We start from the raw sequence: 14,960 nt of genomic DNA, 5'->3' as shown, positions 1-14,960 counted from the left end.
AATAAATTATTATGAATATTTTTCTTTTAAAAATTCATAAGTTTTAAAAGAGCTTAAAGCACTTAAGTAGGAGAGTGTTAAGCCTTTTTTACCATCTAAGATCCCTAGTTTTAAAATATACATTTTGAAGAAGCTGAAGGCACTTTTTGATAATTGTTTTATCAATTGATATGGAATTCCTTTTTCATGTAAATCTTTTGCTTTGAGTTTTGAGTAATGAATTACTTTTTTGTAATAAGCTTCATAAGAATCAAAGGAAAAATGAAGAAGATAATTTTGTAAAGTTCCAGGATTGTCAAGATTGCTTAATCCTTCGTGAACTCTTTTGTTTTCGTCATAATGAGCCACTTCTTTTTTGAATAAACGAATGTTTTTATCATTTTGTGTTCCAGAATAATTTACTTTTTCACCCATAAAAAAGAATTTCCTCTTAAAGAAATAGGCTTTTCTGGTGACCGGTTTTTTAATTTCTTTTAGAATTTCATTTTTCAATTCCGGAGTAATTCTCTCGTCTGCATCTAAAAATAAAATCCAGTCGTTTTTTGCATAGGAAATGCAGAGATTACGCTGCTTGGTGAAATCTTCAAATTTGTTTTGATAAAGCTTTATGTTTGGATATTTATTTTTTATAATATCAACAGTTTTATCTGTACTAAAAGAATCTAAAACAATAATCTCGTCAGCAAATTCGACCGATTTGAGAGCCTCTTCAATATTTTTTTCTTCATTAAAGACAATTAATAAAGCACTTATTTTCGGATTTTCCATAACATCTGTATTTTAACTAATATTAGATGAAAAATAAGCCCGATAGTTAAACAATCGTTTGTTCTATTTCCTAAATAAAAAAATAACACTCTGATTTAGAGTGTTATTAGTATGAAAATATTTTGATTTTATTTTTTGAATTCTAAGATTGTCTTTTCGATAATCTTTACACAATCTAATAATTGCTCTTCTGTGATTACCAATGGCGGTGCCAGCCTGATAATGTTTCCGTGGGTTGGTTTAGCTAAAAGACCGTTTTCTTTTAATTGTAAACAAAGATTCCATGCTGTAGAACTTTCAGGTGTATCATTAATTAAGATTGCATTAAGCAAACCTTTTCCTCTTACTTTGGTAATCAAATCTGATTTCTCGATAAGCTTTTCAATTTCACTTCTGAATAATTTTCCTAATTCTTCAGCTCTTTCAGAAAGCTTTTCTTCTTCTACTACATCCAGCGCAGCAATTGCAACGGCACATGCGATAGGATTTCCTCCAAAAGTAGAACCGTGCTGACCTGGCTTGATTACATTCATAATCTCGTCATTCGCCAAAACCGCTGACACGGGATACATTCCACCGGAAAGTGCTTTTCCTAAAATTAAAATATCAGGTTGTACCTCTTCGTGATGACATGCAATCAGCTTACCTGTTCTTGCAATTCCTGTCTGTACTTCGTCTGCAATGAAAAGAACGTTGTATTTTTTGCATAATTCTAAAGCATTTTTCAGGAAATTTTCATCAGGAACGTAAACTCCTGCTTCACCTTGAATGGGTTCAACCAAAAACGCAGCAATATTTTGCGCATCGTTTTTTAGAACTTCTTCTAAAGCTGAAAGGTCATTATAAGGAATTTTTACAAATCCAGGTGTGAAAGGACCATAGTTTTTATTGGCATCAGGATCGTTTGAGAAAGAAACAATTGTTGTCGTTCTTCCATGGAAATTATTTTCACAAACTACAATTTTTGCTGCATTTTCTGAAATTCCTTTTACTTCATAGCTCCATTTTCTGGCTAATTTTACTGCAGTTTCCACAGCTTCAGCTCCGGAATTCATTGGTAAAACCTTATCAAATCCGAAAAGTGTAGTGATTTTTTTCTCGTATTCTCCCAAATTCGAATTGTAAAAAGCTCTTGAAGTTAAAGCTAGTTTTTTAGCCTGATTAACTAAAGCATCAACAATTTTTGGGTGAGAATGTCCTTGGTTGACAGCCGAATAAGCGGAAAGGAAATCGTAATATCTTTTACCTTCAACATCCCAAACAAAAACACCTTCTCCTTTATCTAAAACCACTGGAAGCGGATGATAATTGTGAGCACCGTGTTTTTCTTCTAATTCTATGAAATATTGTGAGTTTTTTGTTTGTTCTGCTGTTGACATATCTTTTTCCTTTTTTACAAATTTAAGTATAATAAATAAGATGGTTCAACAGAATAATGATGCTGAATATTAGGTATATTCAAGTATGTATTGTTGATATGAAATAATCATTTAGAAGATATTGCTCAAACTCATTATGACTTGCAGTTTTTATATCTTTTAGAAATTAAATTTAAATGTTTTGCATTAAAATGATCCGCCATTTTACTGACGGATCTATAGATAATTTTGATGATAAAATAGATTTAAGATTCTAGAACAACTTGATTTTCATTTATATATTGGTCAATATACAACTTTAGTTCAGCTTTCTTAGAGGGATCTTTAACTAGATCATATAAAAATATTAATCCGTTATCACCGAAATCTACTAGCACAGCATTTTCTGTTGTAGAGGTGCTTTGCCAATTATAAAAATTAATGGTTGGGGTCATTTTTTTGAGATTAAAAATTCCCGCCATAGCCAATGATTTATCTCCTCCTCTTGTTTTGTAAAATAATTTTTTTTCGTAATTTTTTGAAGCCGCTTGAGTATCAATTTCGTTATCTGTGCCAACAATAGTTTTTATTCCAATTCTTGCTGCGCTTGCACGGTCAGGATTGGTTGTTTTGGCTTGAAAGATCATATCAATAATAGATCCTGTGTATATATCTACTGCCACATGAGTCCCATATTTTTTGACAATTTGCTCAGCTGTTTTTTCCTCAAGATCTTTTGAGAAATTTGCAGTTAAATAATTGCTCAAAAGTTCATGACTCTCATTCAATCTAAATCTTTTTTGTTTTATGATATGACTGTAATTTCCATAAATGAAATGTGGATCATATTTTTTGTTGCTTAAAATAGCTGATGAAAACGGGATGGTTTTGCCATATACCTTAAATTGCTGAGTGGCTGAAACTTTTTTTGAAATCATTTGGAAATAAGCAGCTGCATCTTCTCCGTAGTTTTCGGTATATTCATTAGACAATAGATTCTCTTCAGATAAACGCGGGTGATGTTCTGCTTTAAATTTATCTGTATCGATTATTTTTAATGTTGTAGAGTTTTCGTTTGCATATTCACCCAAAACATTATAACCATAACCTAATGCATTGTATTTTCCAAGTTGCTTTGACGAATCTGTAATTGTAAGCTGAATGTGATCCCAGTCTTCAACATTTTCTATAGTTTTTTCATTTAGTAATTCGTCATTTGTTTCTGTTGAACAAGATATTACAGACATCATCATCATTGTAGATAATGATAAAAAGAAAAGTTTTTTCATATAATAAATATTTCTCTAAAATATAATTAAATCATTAGATTGGGAAAATTTACTTTATGATAAAAGTCATTTTAAATAAAAAAACCGCCTCAAGTGAAGCGGTTTTAAATATGTATTTTAAAATAATCTTAGTGATTATCATACTTTTTATCCATTACAAAACTCTCCATGAATTTTGTAGTATAGTTACCTGAAAGATAATCTTCATCTTCCATTAATTGTCTGTGGAAAGGAATAGTAGTTTTTACTCCTTCAATATAAAACTCCTCTAAAGCACGTTTCATTTTTGCAATTGCTTCTTCACGGGTTTGAGCCGTTGTAATCAGTTTTGCAATCATAGAATCATAGTTCGAAGGAATCGTGTATCCTGAATATACATGAGTATCAACTCTGATCCCGTGTCCGCCAGGAATGTTTAATCCAGTGATTTTCCCCGGTGAAGGTCTGAAATCAGCATAAGGATCTTCCGCATTGATTCTACACTCAATAGAATGTAATTTTGGATAATGGTTGATTCCTGAAATAGGAGTTCCTGCTGCCAGAAGAATTTGCTCTCTGATCAAATCATAGTCAATTACCTGCTCAGTAATTGGGTGCTCAACCTGAATTCTCGTATTCATTTCCATGAAATAGAAATTTCTGTGTTTGTCCACAAGGAATTCGATAGTACCTACACCTTCGTACCCGATAAATTCAGCTGCTTTTACCGCTGCTTCACCCATTTTCTCACGAAGTTCGTCAGTCATGAATGGAGAAGGAGTTTCTTCAGTTAATTTCTGATTTCTTCTTTGTACAGAACAGTCTCTTTCAGAAAGGTGACAAGCTTTACCAAATTGGTCACCTGCAACCTGAATCTCGATATGTCTTGGCTCTTCAATCAGTTTTTCCATGTACATACCTCCGTTTCCGAAGGCTGCAACAGCTTCCTGAATTGCAGATTCCCAATGTTCTTTAAGATCTTCAGCTTTCCAAACAGCTCTCATCCCTTTACCTCCACCACCAGCGGTAGCTTTGATCATTACGGGATAACCTGTTTCTTCTGCTGTTTTTACTGCGTGCTCATAAGATTCAATTAAACCTTCAGAACCTGGTACACAAGGTACGTTTGCAGCTTTCATGGTTGCTTTAGCGTTTGCTTTGTCTCCCATTCTTTCGATTTGCTCAGGACTTGCACCAATAAATTTGATACCGTTTTTCTGGCAGATTCTTGAGAAATTAGCATTTTCAGATAAGAAACCATACCCCGGGTGAATTGCATCTGCATTGGTAATCTCTGCAGCAGCAATAATATTAGGGATTTTAAGATAGGAGTCTTTACTCATTGCGGGACCAATACAAACAGCCTCGTCAGCAAATCTTACGTGAAGACTGTCTTTGTCGGCAGTAGAATATACCGCAACGGTTTTGATTCCCATTTCTTTACAAGTACGTAAAATACGCATTGCAATTTCGCCACGATTGGCAATTAATATTTTTTTGAACATCTTCTTCAATTTGAAAATTAGATAATTTGAAAATTAGATAATGTTATTTTAATGTAGAATTTAATCTAACATCTAATGTCTAACATCTAACTTCTAATTAAGATGGATCTACTAAGAATAATGGTTGGTCGTATTCAACCGGAGTAGCATCGTCCACTAAAATCTTAACGATTTTACCGCTTACTTCAGATTCGATTTGGTTGAATAACTTCATTGCTTCGATTACACAAACTACTTTTCCGTTTGAAACTTCGTCACCTACGTTGATGAAAACATCTTTATCAGGAGATGGTTTTCTGTAGAAAGTTCCGATCATTGGAGATTTAATAGTTACATATTTACTATCGTCAGAAACCGCTTCTGTTTTTTCCGGAGATGCAGAAACCGAAGCCGGAGCATGTCCTGGAGCCACCTGTTGTGGAGCTTGCTGATACATTGCAGGCTGAGCAACATAGCTTACTTCATTACCTCCAAGCGGAGTTTTAATAGTAATTTCGAAATCTTTAGTTTTATATTTTACTTCTGAAACCTCAGCTTTAGATACAAACTTAATAAGATTCTGTATGTCTTTAATGTCCATAAATTTGATATTTGATTTGCCGTCAAAGATACCAAAAAAACACAAAAAACAACAAAAAACCGCCAAATTTTATAAAAATTGGACGGTTTCTGTATTAAAACGGGTGTTTTTCGATGAAAAACGACTCTTAGTTTTCTTCAGTAGTAGCTACTTCTTTTTCCATAACTATTTTACCTCTGTAATATAGTTTTCCTTCATGCCAGTGAGCTCTGTGGTATAAATGCATTTCTCCTGATGTTGCATCTTTTGCTAATTGAGGAACTACAGCTTTATAATGAGTTCTTCTCTTATCTCTTCTTGTAGACGATTGTCTTCTCTTTGGATGTGCCATTTTGTAATAACTTTTTTAATTGATGAGCGATGAGATTCATCATCTCATCATTAAACTATTTAATTTTTATTCTTTAAATTTTTTAGTGCGTCCCATCGTGGATCGCTTTTCTCTTCCTGCTCTTCTTCTATTTCTTTTGGACTGAATTTTTCCAGGATTTCCAAATCTTCATCACTTACATTAGGTGATACTTTTTTCATGGGTATTGATAGCGCCACGTTTTCATATATCAATTGTGAAATATTAAATGCGTGATCGTTTGCAGGAATGGTGATAACGTCTTCTTCGCTGTCATCGTACTCTTCCCCAAATTTCACCAAAATACCAATTTGGTTTTCTATAGGATAGGTAAAATCTTCGTTGGTGATATCACAAACCAATTCTACTGTACCCTTTACTTTTATTTCAAATTCTAAAAAAGTAGTGTGTTTATCAAGTAAAACATCTACTGCAATTTTAGGATCTGTAAATTCCTGATCAGTGTCAAATAATTGAAAGAACTCTTTATCTATCTCAAACTTGAACTCGTGCTTGCCGGTTTTTAGTCCGGAAAAGCTTACGTCGTAGTTTCTTAACTTGTCCATAAAATGAGTGTGCAAAAATATGCATTTTTTTTAATATTACAAATAAAATTCATAACAAATTAATTTTAATTCGTTTACAGATTTTACATTTCACTTTCTATTGGTAGGTCTTCATCGATTCCGTTATCCGAAGGCATTCTTCTTGGCTGAAGGCGGTTGCTCATCAAATCTTTATAATCATTTCTGTTATTGAAAATTTTGATCGCCGTGAAAATTGCTTCCATAAAACTGCGCTCATCGGCAATGTTTTGCCCCGCAATATCGTAGGCTACACCATGATCGGGAGATGTTCTGATAAACGGAAGTGCGGCGGTATAATTTACGCCTTCTTCATAAGCTAACGTTTTAAACGGAGCTAATCCCTGATCGTGATACATTGCTAAAACGGCATCATAGTTTTTATATTTTGCGGGCTGAAAAAAACTGTCTGCCGGAAAAGGACCAAAAGTAAGGATTCCGTTGTCTGCAAGCTCTTTTATAGCAGGAGAAATAATTTCTATTTCTTCGTTTCCTATTACTCCGCCGTCGCCTGAATGTGGATTTAAACCTAAAACAGCAATTTTTGGTCTTGCAATCGAAAAGTCTTCAATTAAAGTCTGGTTTAAAGCACGAATTTGTTTTTTTATTTTTTCTTTCGAAATGTTTTCAGCAACCTGAGAAATAGGAATGTGATGCGTAGATACAGCTACCTTCAAATCTTCCGACACCAAAAACATCAATCCTTTTTTATTAAATTTCTCTTCAAAATAGCCGGTGTGACCTGCGTGTTTGAAACCCATCTTCACCATTTCGTCTTTGTTGATCGGTGCGGTTACCAAAACGTCAATTTCTCCTTTCATTAAAGCTTCAGTTGCAGCTTCTAATGAGTCTATTGCCATTTTTGTGGATTCTTCGGTAGGTTTTCCCAACTCTATATTAGAATTTTCCTTTACAAGATTCACCATATTGAGCTTTCCGTTTTGGGCTTGTGAAGCTTCGGTGATGTAATTGAAATTTAAATTAAGTTTAAAAAGATTTTTCTGATAGGTAAAAAGCTTGCCCGATCCAAAAATAACTGGAGTGAAAAAATCTGTAATGGTTTTGTCAATCAGAGATTTCATGATGATTTCCGGGCCAATGCCGTTGAAGTCACCAATTGAAATTCCTACTCGTACTTTATGGTTTTTTGGGCTCATTTTGATTATCTTTGAAGATTATAATTTTACAAATTTAGCAAAAAATAATATGTTCACAGGAATTATTGAAGCAGTAGGAGTTATTGAGAAAATACAGGAAAACGGAACGAATATAGACTTTACACTAAGTTGTCCTTTCACAAACGAACTAAAGATTGATCAAAGTCTTGCACATAATGGCTGTTGTCTGACGGTGGTAGAGATTAAAAATGATCAATATGTAGTTACTGCAATTAATGAAACTTTAGAAAAAACAAATTTAGGCAAATGGAAACAGGGCAGCGTAGTCAATTTAGAGCGCTGTATGAAGATGGATGGAAGGCTTGATGGACATATTGTGCAAGGTCATGTAGACAAAACCGGAGAAATTGTGAGCATCGAAAACAAAGATGGCAGCTATTTTGTTACTGTACAATATAATTCAGAAGGTAATTTTGTTACAGTTCCTCAAGGTTCTATCACGATGAACGGAATTAGTTTGACGGTTGCTAAAAGCGAAGATTTTCAGTTTTCTGTAGCTATTATCCCATACACTTGGGAGTTTACCAATATGAATACACTTAAGGTTGGCGATAAAGTCAATCTTGAATTTGATATTATTGGTAAATACATTTCAAAATTAATTAGCAGGCAGAATGGCATTTAATAAATATAAAGGATATAGTTTAAGAAACCGGGTATTTTTCGGATTCTTGTTAATATGTCTTTTAAGTGTTGCTGCATCTTCTCTTGTTCCTTATTTTGTGTTGCGAAATAATGCGCTGCAACAAAGCAAGATCGATATGCAGGAAAAAACCAATGCGGTAATGGCATATTTTGATTATGCTCTGAGCCGTAGTTCTGTGCAAACCGAAGACCTTAGAAAGGTGCTGGGAAATAAAATATTTGAGATTGCAGATATTAATCAACACGATATTATTATTTATGATCTGAAAGGTAATTATTTACTCTCAAATAAAGATCTGAATCTGGTCGACCGTAAGAAGGTGCCTCTGGATATTGTTAATAAGATACTGTCAAAAGAAACCCGGTACGATGTGCGTGGCTACGATGCTTCCAAAGATGCGGTCTATACTTCTTCGTATCTTGTTTTGAAGAATAATATGTGGGAGCCAATCGGGATCATTTACATTCCCTTGTATCATAACGAATCTGCTTACATGGAGGTGCTTCACAAGTATGTCGTTTACATTCTTTTAATAGATTTAGTGATCATTGCCTTCAGTATTTGGCTTAGTTGGGTGACTTCAAATAATTTAGCAAAAAATATTACAAAATTCTCTGATATGATTACTCGTATCACTCTGTTTGAGAATGAAATGCGTCCTATCAAGTATTATAAAAATGATGAACTGAATGCTTTGGCTAGGGCTTATAACAGGATGATTCTTCAGATTCAGGATCAGAAAGAGAGGCTTCGTTTTAAGGCGTCCGAAGAAGCTTGGCGCGAAATGGCAAAACAGGTAGCGCATGAGGTTAAAAATCCGCTGACTCCCATGAAATTGACCATTCAGAATTTTGAAAGAAAATTTGATCCACAAGATCCAAACGTCACAGAAAGAGTGAAGCAGATGAGCAAAACAATGGTAGATCAAATCGATGTTATTGCAACAGTGGCTTCAGCTTTCTCAGAATTTGCGAAGCTTCCCGAAAAAAATAATGAAGTTATTAATCTTAATAATGAGATAGAAGATATTCTGAGAGTTTTCAACGACGATCAGATATTTGTGCATGCGAATAAAAGCAATATAATGATCACGATCGATCGTGTTTTTCTTTCCAGAATTATTACGAATTTGGTAACCAATGCCAAGCAGGCTAAAAGTGACGATAGAGATTTGTTGGTAAATGTTGATATCGAGCAGCATCAAAGAAGAGTTATGATATCGGTTCAGGATAACGGAGTCGGAATTCCCGAAGATATGTACGAAAGAATTTTTGAGCCCAATTTCACGTCTAAAAACAGTGGAATGGGACTTGGTTTATCAATGGTAAGAAAAATGATTGAAGACTACAAAGGAGAAATTTCTGTAAAGTCAAAAGTTGGAAAGGGCTCTACATTTATCATCACGCTACCAACTAATTTATAGTGAAGTCTTTTAGGTTTAAACAGTTCGAAATTCAGCAGTCAAAAGACGTATTTCGTGTAGGAACGGATGGCGTTTTGTTAGGGGCTTTGGCAAACGTTGAAAACGCTTCAAAGGTTTTGGAAATAGGAACAGGAACCGGTTTGATTTCATTAATGCTGGCTCAAAGAAATTCTAAAGCAGTTTTTTTAGGAATTGACATTAATGAAGAAGCTGCAAATCTTACCCAAAATAATTTTAAGAATTCTCCATTTCATTTAAGGTTAAAAAATATTTTTCAGGATTTCAAAGCATTTCAAACTGATGAAAAATATGATTTAATTGTTTCAAACCCGCCTTATTTTGAAGAATCTGATTCTGAAAAAGATAAATTGGCGCGGCAGACTGTTGAGTTGAATTTCTTACAGCTTATTTCAAAATCCTCAGAATTGCTTTCTGAAAATGGTATTTTATCCGTAATTATTCCGTTTGAAGCTGGAAATGATTTTATACAATCTGCTCATAAAAACAAATTGTTTTTGGTTCGGCAAGTCAATATCAAAGGAATTGAAAGTTCAAAAGCAAAACGATTGGTGTTGGAATTTTCATTAAACAAAAAAGAAATAATAGAATCTGAATTTATTATAGAAAAAAGTCCGAGACAATACTCGGACCAATATCTTGAACTCACAAAAGAGTTTCATGTCTTTAAAAAAGAAGTTGGAAATTAGATTTTTAGAAGTTAGTAATTTCTAAATCTTATAATTTATTCAAACAATTCTGCCGTATCTAGCACAGAAACCTTTCCATCTTCACATCTTATTGCTTCTCCCGGAAAATTCTGAATCATATGATAATCGTGCGTTGCCATTACAACAGCGGCATGATTATCTTCAGCTACTTTTTTCAGAAGCGTCATAATTTCGTTAGAAGTTTCAGGATCTAAATTTCCTGTCGGCTCATCAGCTAAAATTAAGTCAGGATGATTCAAAAGCGCTCTTGCAATGGCGATACGTTGCTGTTCTCCACCAGATAGTTCGTGCGGCATTTTGTGTTTTTTGCCCTTCATGTTTACACTGGAAAGAACTTCATTGATGCGGTCGTCAATTTTTGTTTTATCGCTCCATCCGGTAGCTTCCAAAACGAATTTTAAGTTTTTTTCAACTGTTCTGTCAGAAAGCAATTGGAAATCCTGGAAAACAATCCCAAGTTTTCTTCTCAGGTTTGGAACATCAGACGCTTTTAATTTTGCCAGATCAAAGCCTACCACTTCAGCTTTTCCTGCAACCAACGGAATGTGTCCGTAAAGAGTTTTTAGAAGCGAACTTTTCCCTGAGCCTGTTTTTCCGATAAGATAACAGAACCTTCCTTTCTTTATATTAAGGTTAACGTCAGAAAGTACCGTGAAACTTTTTTGAGCAATCTTCGCATGCTGCAGACTTACAATGCTGTCTCCGGTGATATTTGTATGTGGCATAAATTCAAATTTTATAGGCTTTTCAGAAAGCGCTTTTTTCAGATTTTAAAAATAAAAAAAGATATTCTATAAACCTAAAAATTAATATATTTTAACAACAAAAAATGCCTGAAAAAGTACTTTTCAAGCATGATCTGTATATTTTTGACTAAAGAATATTATCTCTTAGCTCTTGCAGAACTTACTGTAAGGCTTTTTCTGCCTTTAGCTCTTCTAGCTGCCAAAACTCTTCTTCCGTTTGGCGTAGACATTCTTTCTCTGAAACCGTGTTTGTTTCTTTTCTTTCTTTCTGATGGCTGGAATGTTCTTTTACTCATTACTATATGTTTAAGTCGTAATTATCTATTAATTTTCAGGTTGCAAAGATATTAATTTTTTTATTAGATACAAATATTACCTTTCTTTTTTTGAAATATTTTTAATGGATTTATAGATGGATTTATAAAAAAACTATGCGTGTGCTATTCTATATTTACTATTCATTCCGTTTAAAACCTTTATCTTTGGGAACTCAAATTTATAGAAAATGTTTACACCTTCAGAACTTTTAGACATCAATCAGCTTCTTGTACCGGAAAATAAAATTGTTATTCTTACCCATTACAATCCGGATGGAGACGCTATTGGCTCTAGTTTAGGCTTAAAACATTACTTAAAAGCAAAAGGCCTGGAGGCTGAAGTTGTGGTTCCCAACGATTTTCCAAAATTCCTGAAATGGATGCCGGAAGCAAAGAAAAATATTATTGGTGAATACAAAAGAAAAGTAGCTTTTGATATTATTAATGAAGCTGATGTCATTTTCTGTCTTGACTTTAATTCTCCTTCGAGAATCGGGATTTTGGGCGATTGGCTAATGAGAGCGAAAGCAAAGAAAATTCTTATCGATCACCATCAGCAACCCGAAGATTTTGATTTTGTCTATTCAGATACTATTATTCCTGCAACTTGTCAGATGATTTATCATTTTATAGAAGCAATGGATGATGAAAAATTAGTCAATAAAGAGATTGCAGAATGTCTTTATACCGGAATTATGACTGATACAGGAGGTTTCCGTTTCCGTTCTACAAGTGCGACTACGCATAGAATTGTTGCTAATCTGATTGAAAAAGGCGCAGATCCTTCTGTAATTACCTCAAGTACCTGGGATACGAATACCGTTTCACGTTTGCATTTATTAGCCTTGATTTTAGGAAGAATAGAAGTGGTAAACGACGGGAAAGTTGCGGTTTTATATCTTACGAGAAAAGAGCTTCAGGAATATGGTTTCCAGAAAGGCGATACGGAAGGTTTTGTAAATTACGGATTAAGTATTGTCGGAGTAAAAATGGCAGCGTTTTTCATGGAAGATCTTTATGAGGATTTTATTAAAATTTCTTTCAGAAGTAAAGATGATGTAGACGTAAACCAGTTTTCAAGAAAATATTTCAGCGGTGGCGGTCACATTAATGCTGCAGGAGGAAAATCGATGGAGTCTTTACCAGATACGATTGAAACTTTTAAAAGCAGAATTACTGAAGAGGATTTGTAGTTAGTTAGTTAGTTAGTTAGTTAGTTAGTTAGTTAGTTAGTTAGTTAGTTAGTTAGTTAGTTAGTTAGTTAGTTAGTTAGTTAGTTAGTTAGTTAGTTAGTTAGTTGCAAACTCATAACTAATAATTCAAAACTTATAACTTTCTGTATCCTCTTTCCTCAAGATCATTACAGGTGTATTCATATACTTCCTGAAACATGACATCCAGAAATTTTTTGTTGAATAAACTGAATTTAGTCATTTTTGGAGGGTCTAAAAATATGTCGCAATGACTTGCTTTGGAGTAAACTGATTTTGCAATGGCTAAATGTAAAATACGGTCAAATTCTTTCATTAAACTCATGTTTTCCAATCCGTCGTAGCTGATAGAATTCACATGTGAGCCAATCAGGAAGTCACATTTATCGATAATTGGTTCTATCGGAAGATTGTCTAAAACTCCGCCATCAACATAAATTTTCTCACCAATTTTTACAGGAGGCAGTACAAAAGGTACGCTTGAAGAGGCTAGAAGCGGACCGAAAAGCTCCCCTTCAGAGAAAAAATCAACAATGCCGTGAGTCATTTCTGTAGCGGTAACATACACGGGAATTTTCAAGATCTTAAAATCATCTTCCGGAAAATGATCATTAAAAAGTTTAAGAATAAATTTTGAACTAAAAATCCCGTTTTTAGAAAGCTTCAGATAAGAACGTGAGAAAAATGTGGTTTGCTTTACAATCTCCATCATTTCATCAGGCGTCTTTCCAAATGAGTAGAATGCTCCAACTATAGATCCGGCGCTTGTTCCTGAGATTATATCAGGTTTAAGGTCATATTCCTCCAATGCTTTTAGAACAGCAATATGGGCAATTCCGCGCATTCCGCCTCCGGAAAGTGTAAGTCCTATAATGGGTTTCTTTTTTTTGAAAGAAAATAAATTCATTGAAAAATTTAAACCTTACTAAGATATGGTTTTATATATTAAAAATTTTAAGATTGATCATTGTTCCTAAAGAACCAATTTTTTGGGTAAATGATGCAAGAGCTCGGTATTGATAATTTCGGCACAGATAGAAGGTTTTTCCCAGTGTCCATTATGTCCGCAGTCGAGAACGTAAGATTTGATATTGGTGCGGTCAGGAAGATTTTTGATCGTGTTTTCCGTTTTTACGGCATTATCGTGTTTTCCGGCAAGAACTAAAATCCGGCATTCCAGATTTTCTAAAACATGTTTTTTGTCTGTTCTTTCCACCATTCCTTTTACGCAGGCTAAAGCTCCAAGATTATTGGTTGAAAGGGCAACTTCCAGAGCTATTTCTATTTTTCCTTCCAGAACATCTATTTCATTAGGATTAAACAAATTGGGAATTCCTACTCTTGCGTAATGCGCAAAAGCATCTTTTATCACTCTGTAACTTTTTTTACGCTGTTCTTTTTTCTCCGCATCATCGGGAAAATATGTAGAGAAAAATAGAGTTAAACTTTTTAAATAATCAGAAAAATGCTCGGCAAATGACAACGAAACGTAACCGCCCATTGAATGGCCGAGCAAATGTATATTTTTTAAATTTTGATGATCTAAAACTTTTTTTACTTCTTCCGCCATCATTTCCATCGTGTGAACTTCGGCTAAAATATCCGATTTTCCATGTCCCGGAAGATCTATTTTCAGTAAAGTAAAGTCTTTTGAAAGATTTTTTTCAAGGTCACTCCAGATTGAAATGTTTTCCATAAAACCATGAAGCAGAACCAATGTCTCTTTTCCTTGTCCTTTTTTTTCAAAATTGAGCATACCGTAAAGTTTTTAATATTGAATGTCGATATAATCTACAAATCCCGAACCATTTATCATATCCTGAAGTCTGTATGTTTTTCCGCCATCTTTAGATGCAAACGTTTTAGTTCCTTTTCTTGTGTAGGGTTTTCCGTTGTCGTTTTCAGGTATTTTTTGAGTGATTTCTCCGGTGAAATTCATGTGCTTTGCAGAAACTACCTGCATAAAGCCAGTAATGGTAACCGAATTGCTTCCGGATTTAATGCTTCCAGCAACATTATAATTGTCTCTTTCGCCTTCAATTTTTGTAAACTTTACAGATCCTGAATATTTAGATGAACTGTCATTCTGATAGAAGAATTTGTGACTTCCACTGAAATCCTTAAAACGGTTTTGAGATTTAATGCTATCATTCAATTTTGTTCTTGCAGCATTGATGGAGTCTACAATTTTTGTGCTGTCAACTTTGTCGTTAACTTCTGTAGTTTCTTTTTTTGAGCATGAAAAGCTTAGGATTCCGATTCCGGCTAAAATTAAGATGTTTTTCATCAAGGTTTGAAA

17 protein-coding genes are annotated in these 14,960 nt (G+C 34.1%); 4 read left to right on the top strand and 13 right to left on the bottom strand.

The window, feature by feature from the left end; translation table 11 throughout:
* Positions 1 to 9: 9 nt before the first annotated feature.
* From EG358_RS19055 to pdxA, 8 genes are all read right to left on the bottom strand, one after another.
* A complete protein-coding gene (locus EG358_RS19055) occupies positions 10 to 768 on the bottom strand; it encodes a glycosyltransferase family 2 protein (RefSeq protein ID WP_076560329.1) in 759 nt (252 codons plus the stop codon).
* 128 nt (positions 769 to 896) lie between these two features.
* Positions 897 to 2,147: an ornithine--oxo-acid transaminase gene (rocD, locus tag EG358_RS19050; RefSeq protein WP_076560327.1), complete on the bottom strand. Its 1,251-nt coding sequence runs from the start codon at positions 2,145 to 2,147 to the stop codon at positions 897 to 899.
* A 245-nt stretch (positions 2,148 to 2,392) separates the two neighbouring features.
* Positions 2,393 to 3,415, bottom strand: coding sequence for an MAC/perforin domain-containing protein (locus EG358_RS19045; RefSeq protein ID WP_076560325.1), 1,023 nt, complete (start codon positions 3,413 to 3,415; stop codon positions 2,393 to 2,395).
* A 128-nt stretch (positions 3,416 to 3,543) separates the two neighbouring features.
* Positions 3,544 to 4,899, bottom strand: coding sequence for an acetyl-CoA carboxylase biotin carboxylase subunit (gene accC / locus EG358_RS19040; protein WP_076560323.1), 1,356 nt, complete (start codon positions 4,897 to 4,899; stop codon positions 3,544 to 3,546).
* Between the two features lie 97 nt (positions 4,900 to 4,996).
* A complete protein-coding gene (gene accB / locus EG358_RS19035) occupies positions 4,997 to 5,479 on the bottom strand; it encodes an acetyl-CoA carboxylase biotin carboxyl carrier protein (RefSeq protein ID WP_076560321.1) in 483 nt (160 codons plus the stop codon).
* Positions 5,480 to 5,606: 127 nt separating this feature from the next.
* Positions 5,607 to 5,810 carry a 50S ribosomal protein L32 gene (gene rpmF / locus EG358_RS19030; protein WP_076560319.1) on the bottom strand — a complete coding sequence of 68 codons (204 nt, stop codon included), beginning with the start codon at positions 5,808 to 5,810 and terminating at the stop codon, positions 5,607 to 5,609.
* A 59-nt stretch (positions 5,811 to 5,869) separates the two neighbouring features.
* Positions 5,870 to 6,394 (bottom strand): YceD family protein, encoded by a 525-nt coding sequence (locus tag EG358_RS19025; RefSeq protein ID WP_076560317.1) that lies wholly within the window; start codon positions 6,392 to 6,394, stop codon positions 5,870 to 5,872.
* A gap of 83 nt (positions 6,395 to 6,477) precedes the next feature.
* Positions 6,478 to 7,569 (bottom strand): 4-hydroxythreonine-4-phosphate dehydrogenase PdxA, encoded by a 1,092-nt coding sequence (gene pdxA, locus EG358_RS19020; protein WP_076560315.1) that lies wholly within the window; start codon positions 7,567 to 7,569, stop codon positions 6,478 to 6,480.
* 49 nt (positions 7,570 to 7,618) lie between these two features.
* Here pdxA and EG358_RS19015 point away from each other — a divergent pair, with 49 nt between their 5' ends.
* From EG358_RS19015 to EG358_RS19005, 3 genes are read left to right on the top strand one after another with little or no spacing between them, the layout of a single operon-like run.
* Positions 7,619 to 8,215, top strand: a complete 597-nt coding sequence (locus EG358_RS19015) for a riboflavin synthase (protein WP_076560483.1) — start codon at positions 7,619 to 7,621, stop codon at positions 8,213 to 8,215.
* Complete coding sequence (locus tag EG358_RS19010) at positions 8,205 to 9,659, top strand: sensor histidine kinase (protein WP_076560313.1); 1,455 nt, start codon at positions 8,205 to 8,207, stop codon at positions 9,657 to 9,659. Before EG358_RS19015 ends, EG358_RS19010 begins: the two co-directional genes overlap by 11 nt.
* Positions 9,659 to 10,366, top strand: a complete 708-nt coding sequence (locus tag EG358_RS19005; RefSeq protein ID WP_076560311.1) for a tRNA1(Val) (adenine(37)-N6)-methyltransferase — start codon at positions 9,659 to 9,661, stop codon at positions 10,364 to 10,366. Before EG358_RS19010 ends, EG358_RS19005 begins: the two co-directional genes overlap by 1 nt.
* Positions 10,367 to 10,401: 35 nt before the next feature.
* Here the strand turns inward: EG358_RS19005 and EG358_RS19000 are convergent, their stop codons facing one another.
* Positions 10,402 to 11,112, bottom strand: a complete 711-nt coding sequence (locus EG358_RS19000) for a cell division ATP-binding protein FtsE (RefSeq protein ID WP_076560309.1) — start codon at positions 11,110 to 11,112, stop codon at positions 10,402 to 10,404.
* Between the two features lie 158 nt (positions 11,113 to 11,270).
* Positions 11,271 to 11,429 carry a 50S ribosomal protein L34 gene (rpmH, locus tag EG358_RS18995; protein ID WP_034679005.1) on the bottom strand — a complete coding sequence of 53 codons (159 nt, stop codon included), beginning with the start codon at positions 11,427 to 11,429 and terminating at the stop codon, positions 11,271 to 11,273.
* A gap of 209 nt (positions 11,430 to 11,638) precedes the next feature.
* Here rpmH and EG358_RS18990 point away from each other — a divergent pair, with 209 nt between their 5' ends.
* Positions 11,639 to 12,643, top strand: a complete 1,005-nt coding sequence (locus EG358_RS18990) for a DHH family phosphoesterase (protein ID WP_076560307.1) — start codon at positions 11,639 to 11,641, stop codon at positions 12,641 to 12,643.
* Between the two features lie 133 nt (positions 12,644 to 12,776).
* Here EG358_RS18990 and EG358_RS18985 read toward each other — a convergent pair whose 3' ends face one another.
* From EG358_RS18985 to EG358_RS18975, 3 genes are all read right to left on the bottom strand, one after another.
* Complete coding sequence (locus EG358_RS18985; RefSeq protein WP_076560306.1) at positions 12,777 to 13,568, bottom strand: patatin-like phospholipase family protein; 792 nt, start codon at positions 13,566 to 13,568, stop codon at positions 12,777 to 12,779.
* A 66-nt stretch (positions 13,569 to 13,634) separates the two neighbouring features.
* Complete coding sequence (locus EG358_RS18980) at positions 13,635 to 14,417, bottom strand: alpha/beta fold hydrolase (RefSeq protein ID WP_076560304.1); 783 nt, start codon at positions 14,415 to 14,417, stop codon at positions 13,635 to 13,637.
* Positions 14,418 to 14,429: 12 nt separating this feature from the next.
* Entirely contained in the window at positions 14,430 to 14,948 is a 519-nt protein-coding gene (locus EG358_RS18975) for a hypothetical protein (RefSeq protein ID WP_076560302.1), read from the bottom strand.
* Between the last annotated feature and the right edge of the window lie 12 nt (positions 14,949 to 14,960).

The sequence above is a fragment of the Chryseobacterium indoltheticum genome (assembly GCF_003815915.1).
Taxonomy (GTDB): Bacteria; Bacteroidota; Bacteroidia; order Flavobacteriales; family Weeksellaceae; genus Chryseobacterium; species Chryseobacterium indoltheticum.
This window is presented reverse-complemented; position numbering and strand designations above follow the sequence as displayed.

Excerpts from the sequence above, each read along its gene's own strand:
- EG358_RS19055 (WP_076560329.1), bottom strand. The coding sequence starts at position 768 with ATGGAAAATCCGAAAATAAGTGCTTTATTAATTGTCTTTAATGAAGAA.
- EG358_RS18985 (WP_076560306.1), bottom strand. The coding sequence starts at position 13,568 with ATGAATTTATTTTCTTTCAAAAAAAAGAAACCCATTATAGGACTTACA.
- accC (WP_076560323.1), bottom strand. The coding sequence starts at position 4,899 with ATGTTCAAAAAAATATTAATTGCCAATCGTGGCGAAATTGCAATGCGT.
- EG358_RS19015 (WP_076560483.1), top strand. The coding sequence starts at position 7,619 with ATGTTCACAGGAATTATTGAAGCAGTAGGAGTTATTGAGAAAATACAG.
- accB (WP_076560321.1), bottom strand. The coding sequence starts at position 5,479 with ATGGACATTAAAGACATACAGAATCTTATTAAGTTTGTATCTAAAGCT.
- pdxA (WP_076560315.1), bottom strand. The coding sequence starts at position 7,569 with ATGAGCCCAAAAAACCATAAAGTACGAGTAGGAATTTCAATTGGTGAC.
- EG358_RS18980 (WP_076560304.1), bottom strand. The coding sequence starts at position 14,417 with ATGCTCAATTTTGAAAAAAAAGGACAAGGAAAAGAGACATTGGTTCTG.
- EG358_RS19045 (WP_076560325.1), bottom strand. The coding sequence starts at position 3,415 with ATGAAAAAACTTTTCTTTTTATCATTATCTACAATGATGATGATGTCT.
- rpmF (WP_076560319.1), bottom strand. The coding sequence starts at position 5,810 with ATGGCACATCCAAAGAGAAGACAATCGTCTACAAGAAGAGATAAGAGA.
- EG358_RS18975 (WP_076560302.1), bottom strand. The coding sequence starts at position 14,948 with ATGAAAAACATCTTAATTTTAGCCGGAATCGGAATCCTAAGCTTTTCA.
- EG358_RS19000 (WP_076560309.1), bottom strand. The coding sequence starts at position 11,112 with ATGCCACATACAAATATCACCGGAGACAGCATTGTAAGTCTGCAGCAT.
- EG358_RS19010 (WP_076560313.1), top strand. The coding sequence starts at position 8,205 with ATGGCATTTAATAAATATAAAGGATATAGTTTAAGAAACCGGGTATTT.
- EG358_RS18990 (WP_076560307.1), top strand. The coding sequence starts at position 11,639 with ATGTTTACACCTTCAGAACTTTTAGACATCAATCAGCTTCTTGTACCG.
- rpmH (WP_034679005.1), bottom strand. The coding sequence starts at position 11,429 with ATGAGTAAAAGAACATTCCAGCCATCAGAAAGAAAGAAAAGAAACAAA.
- EG358_RS19025 (WP_076560317.1), bottom strand. The coding sequence starts at position 6,394 with ATGGACAAGTTAAGAAACTACGACGTAAGCTTTTCCGGACTAAAAACC.
- rocD (WP_076560327.1), bottom strand. The coding sequence starts at position 2,147 with ATGTCAACAGCAGAACAAACAAAAAACTCACAATATTTCATAGAATTA.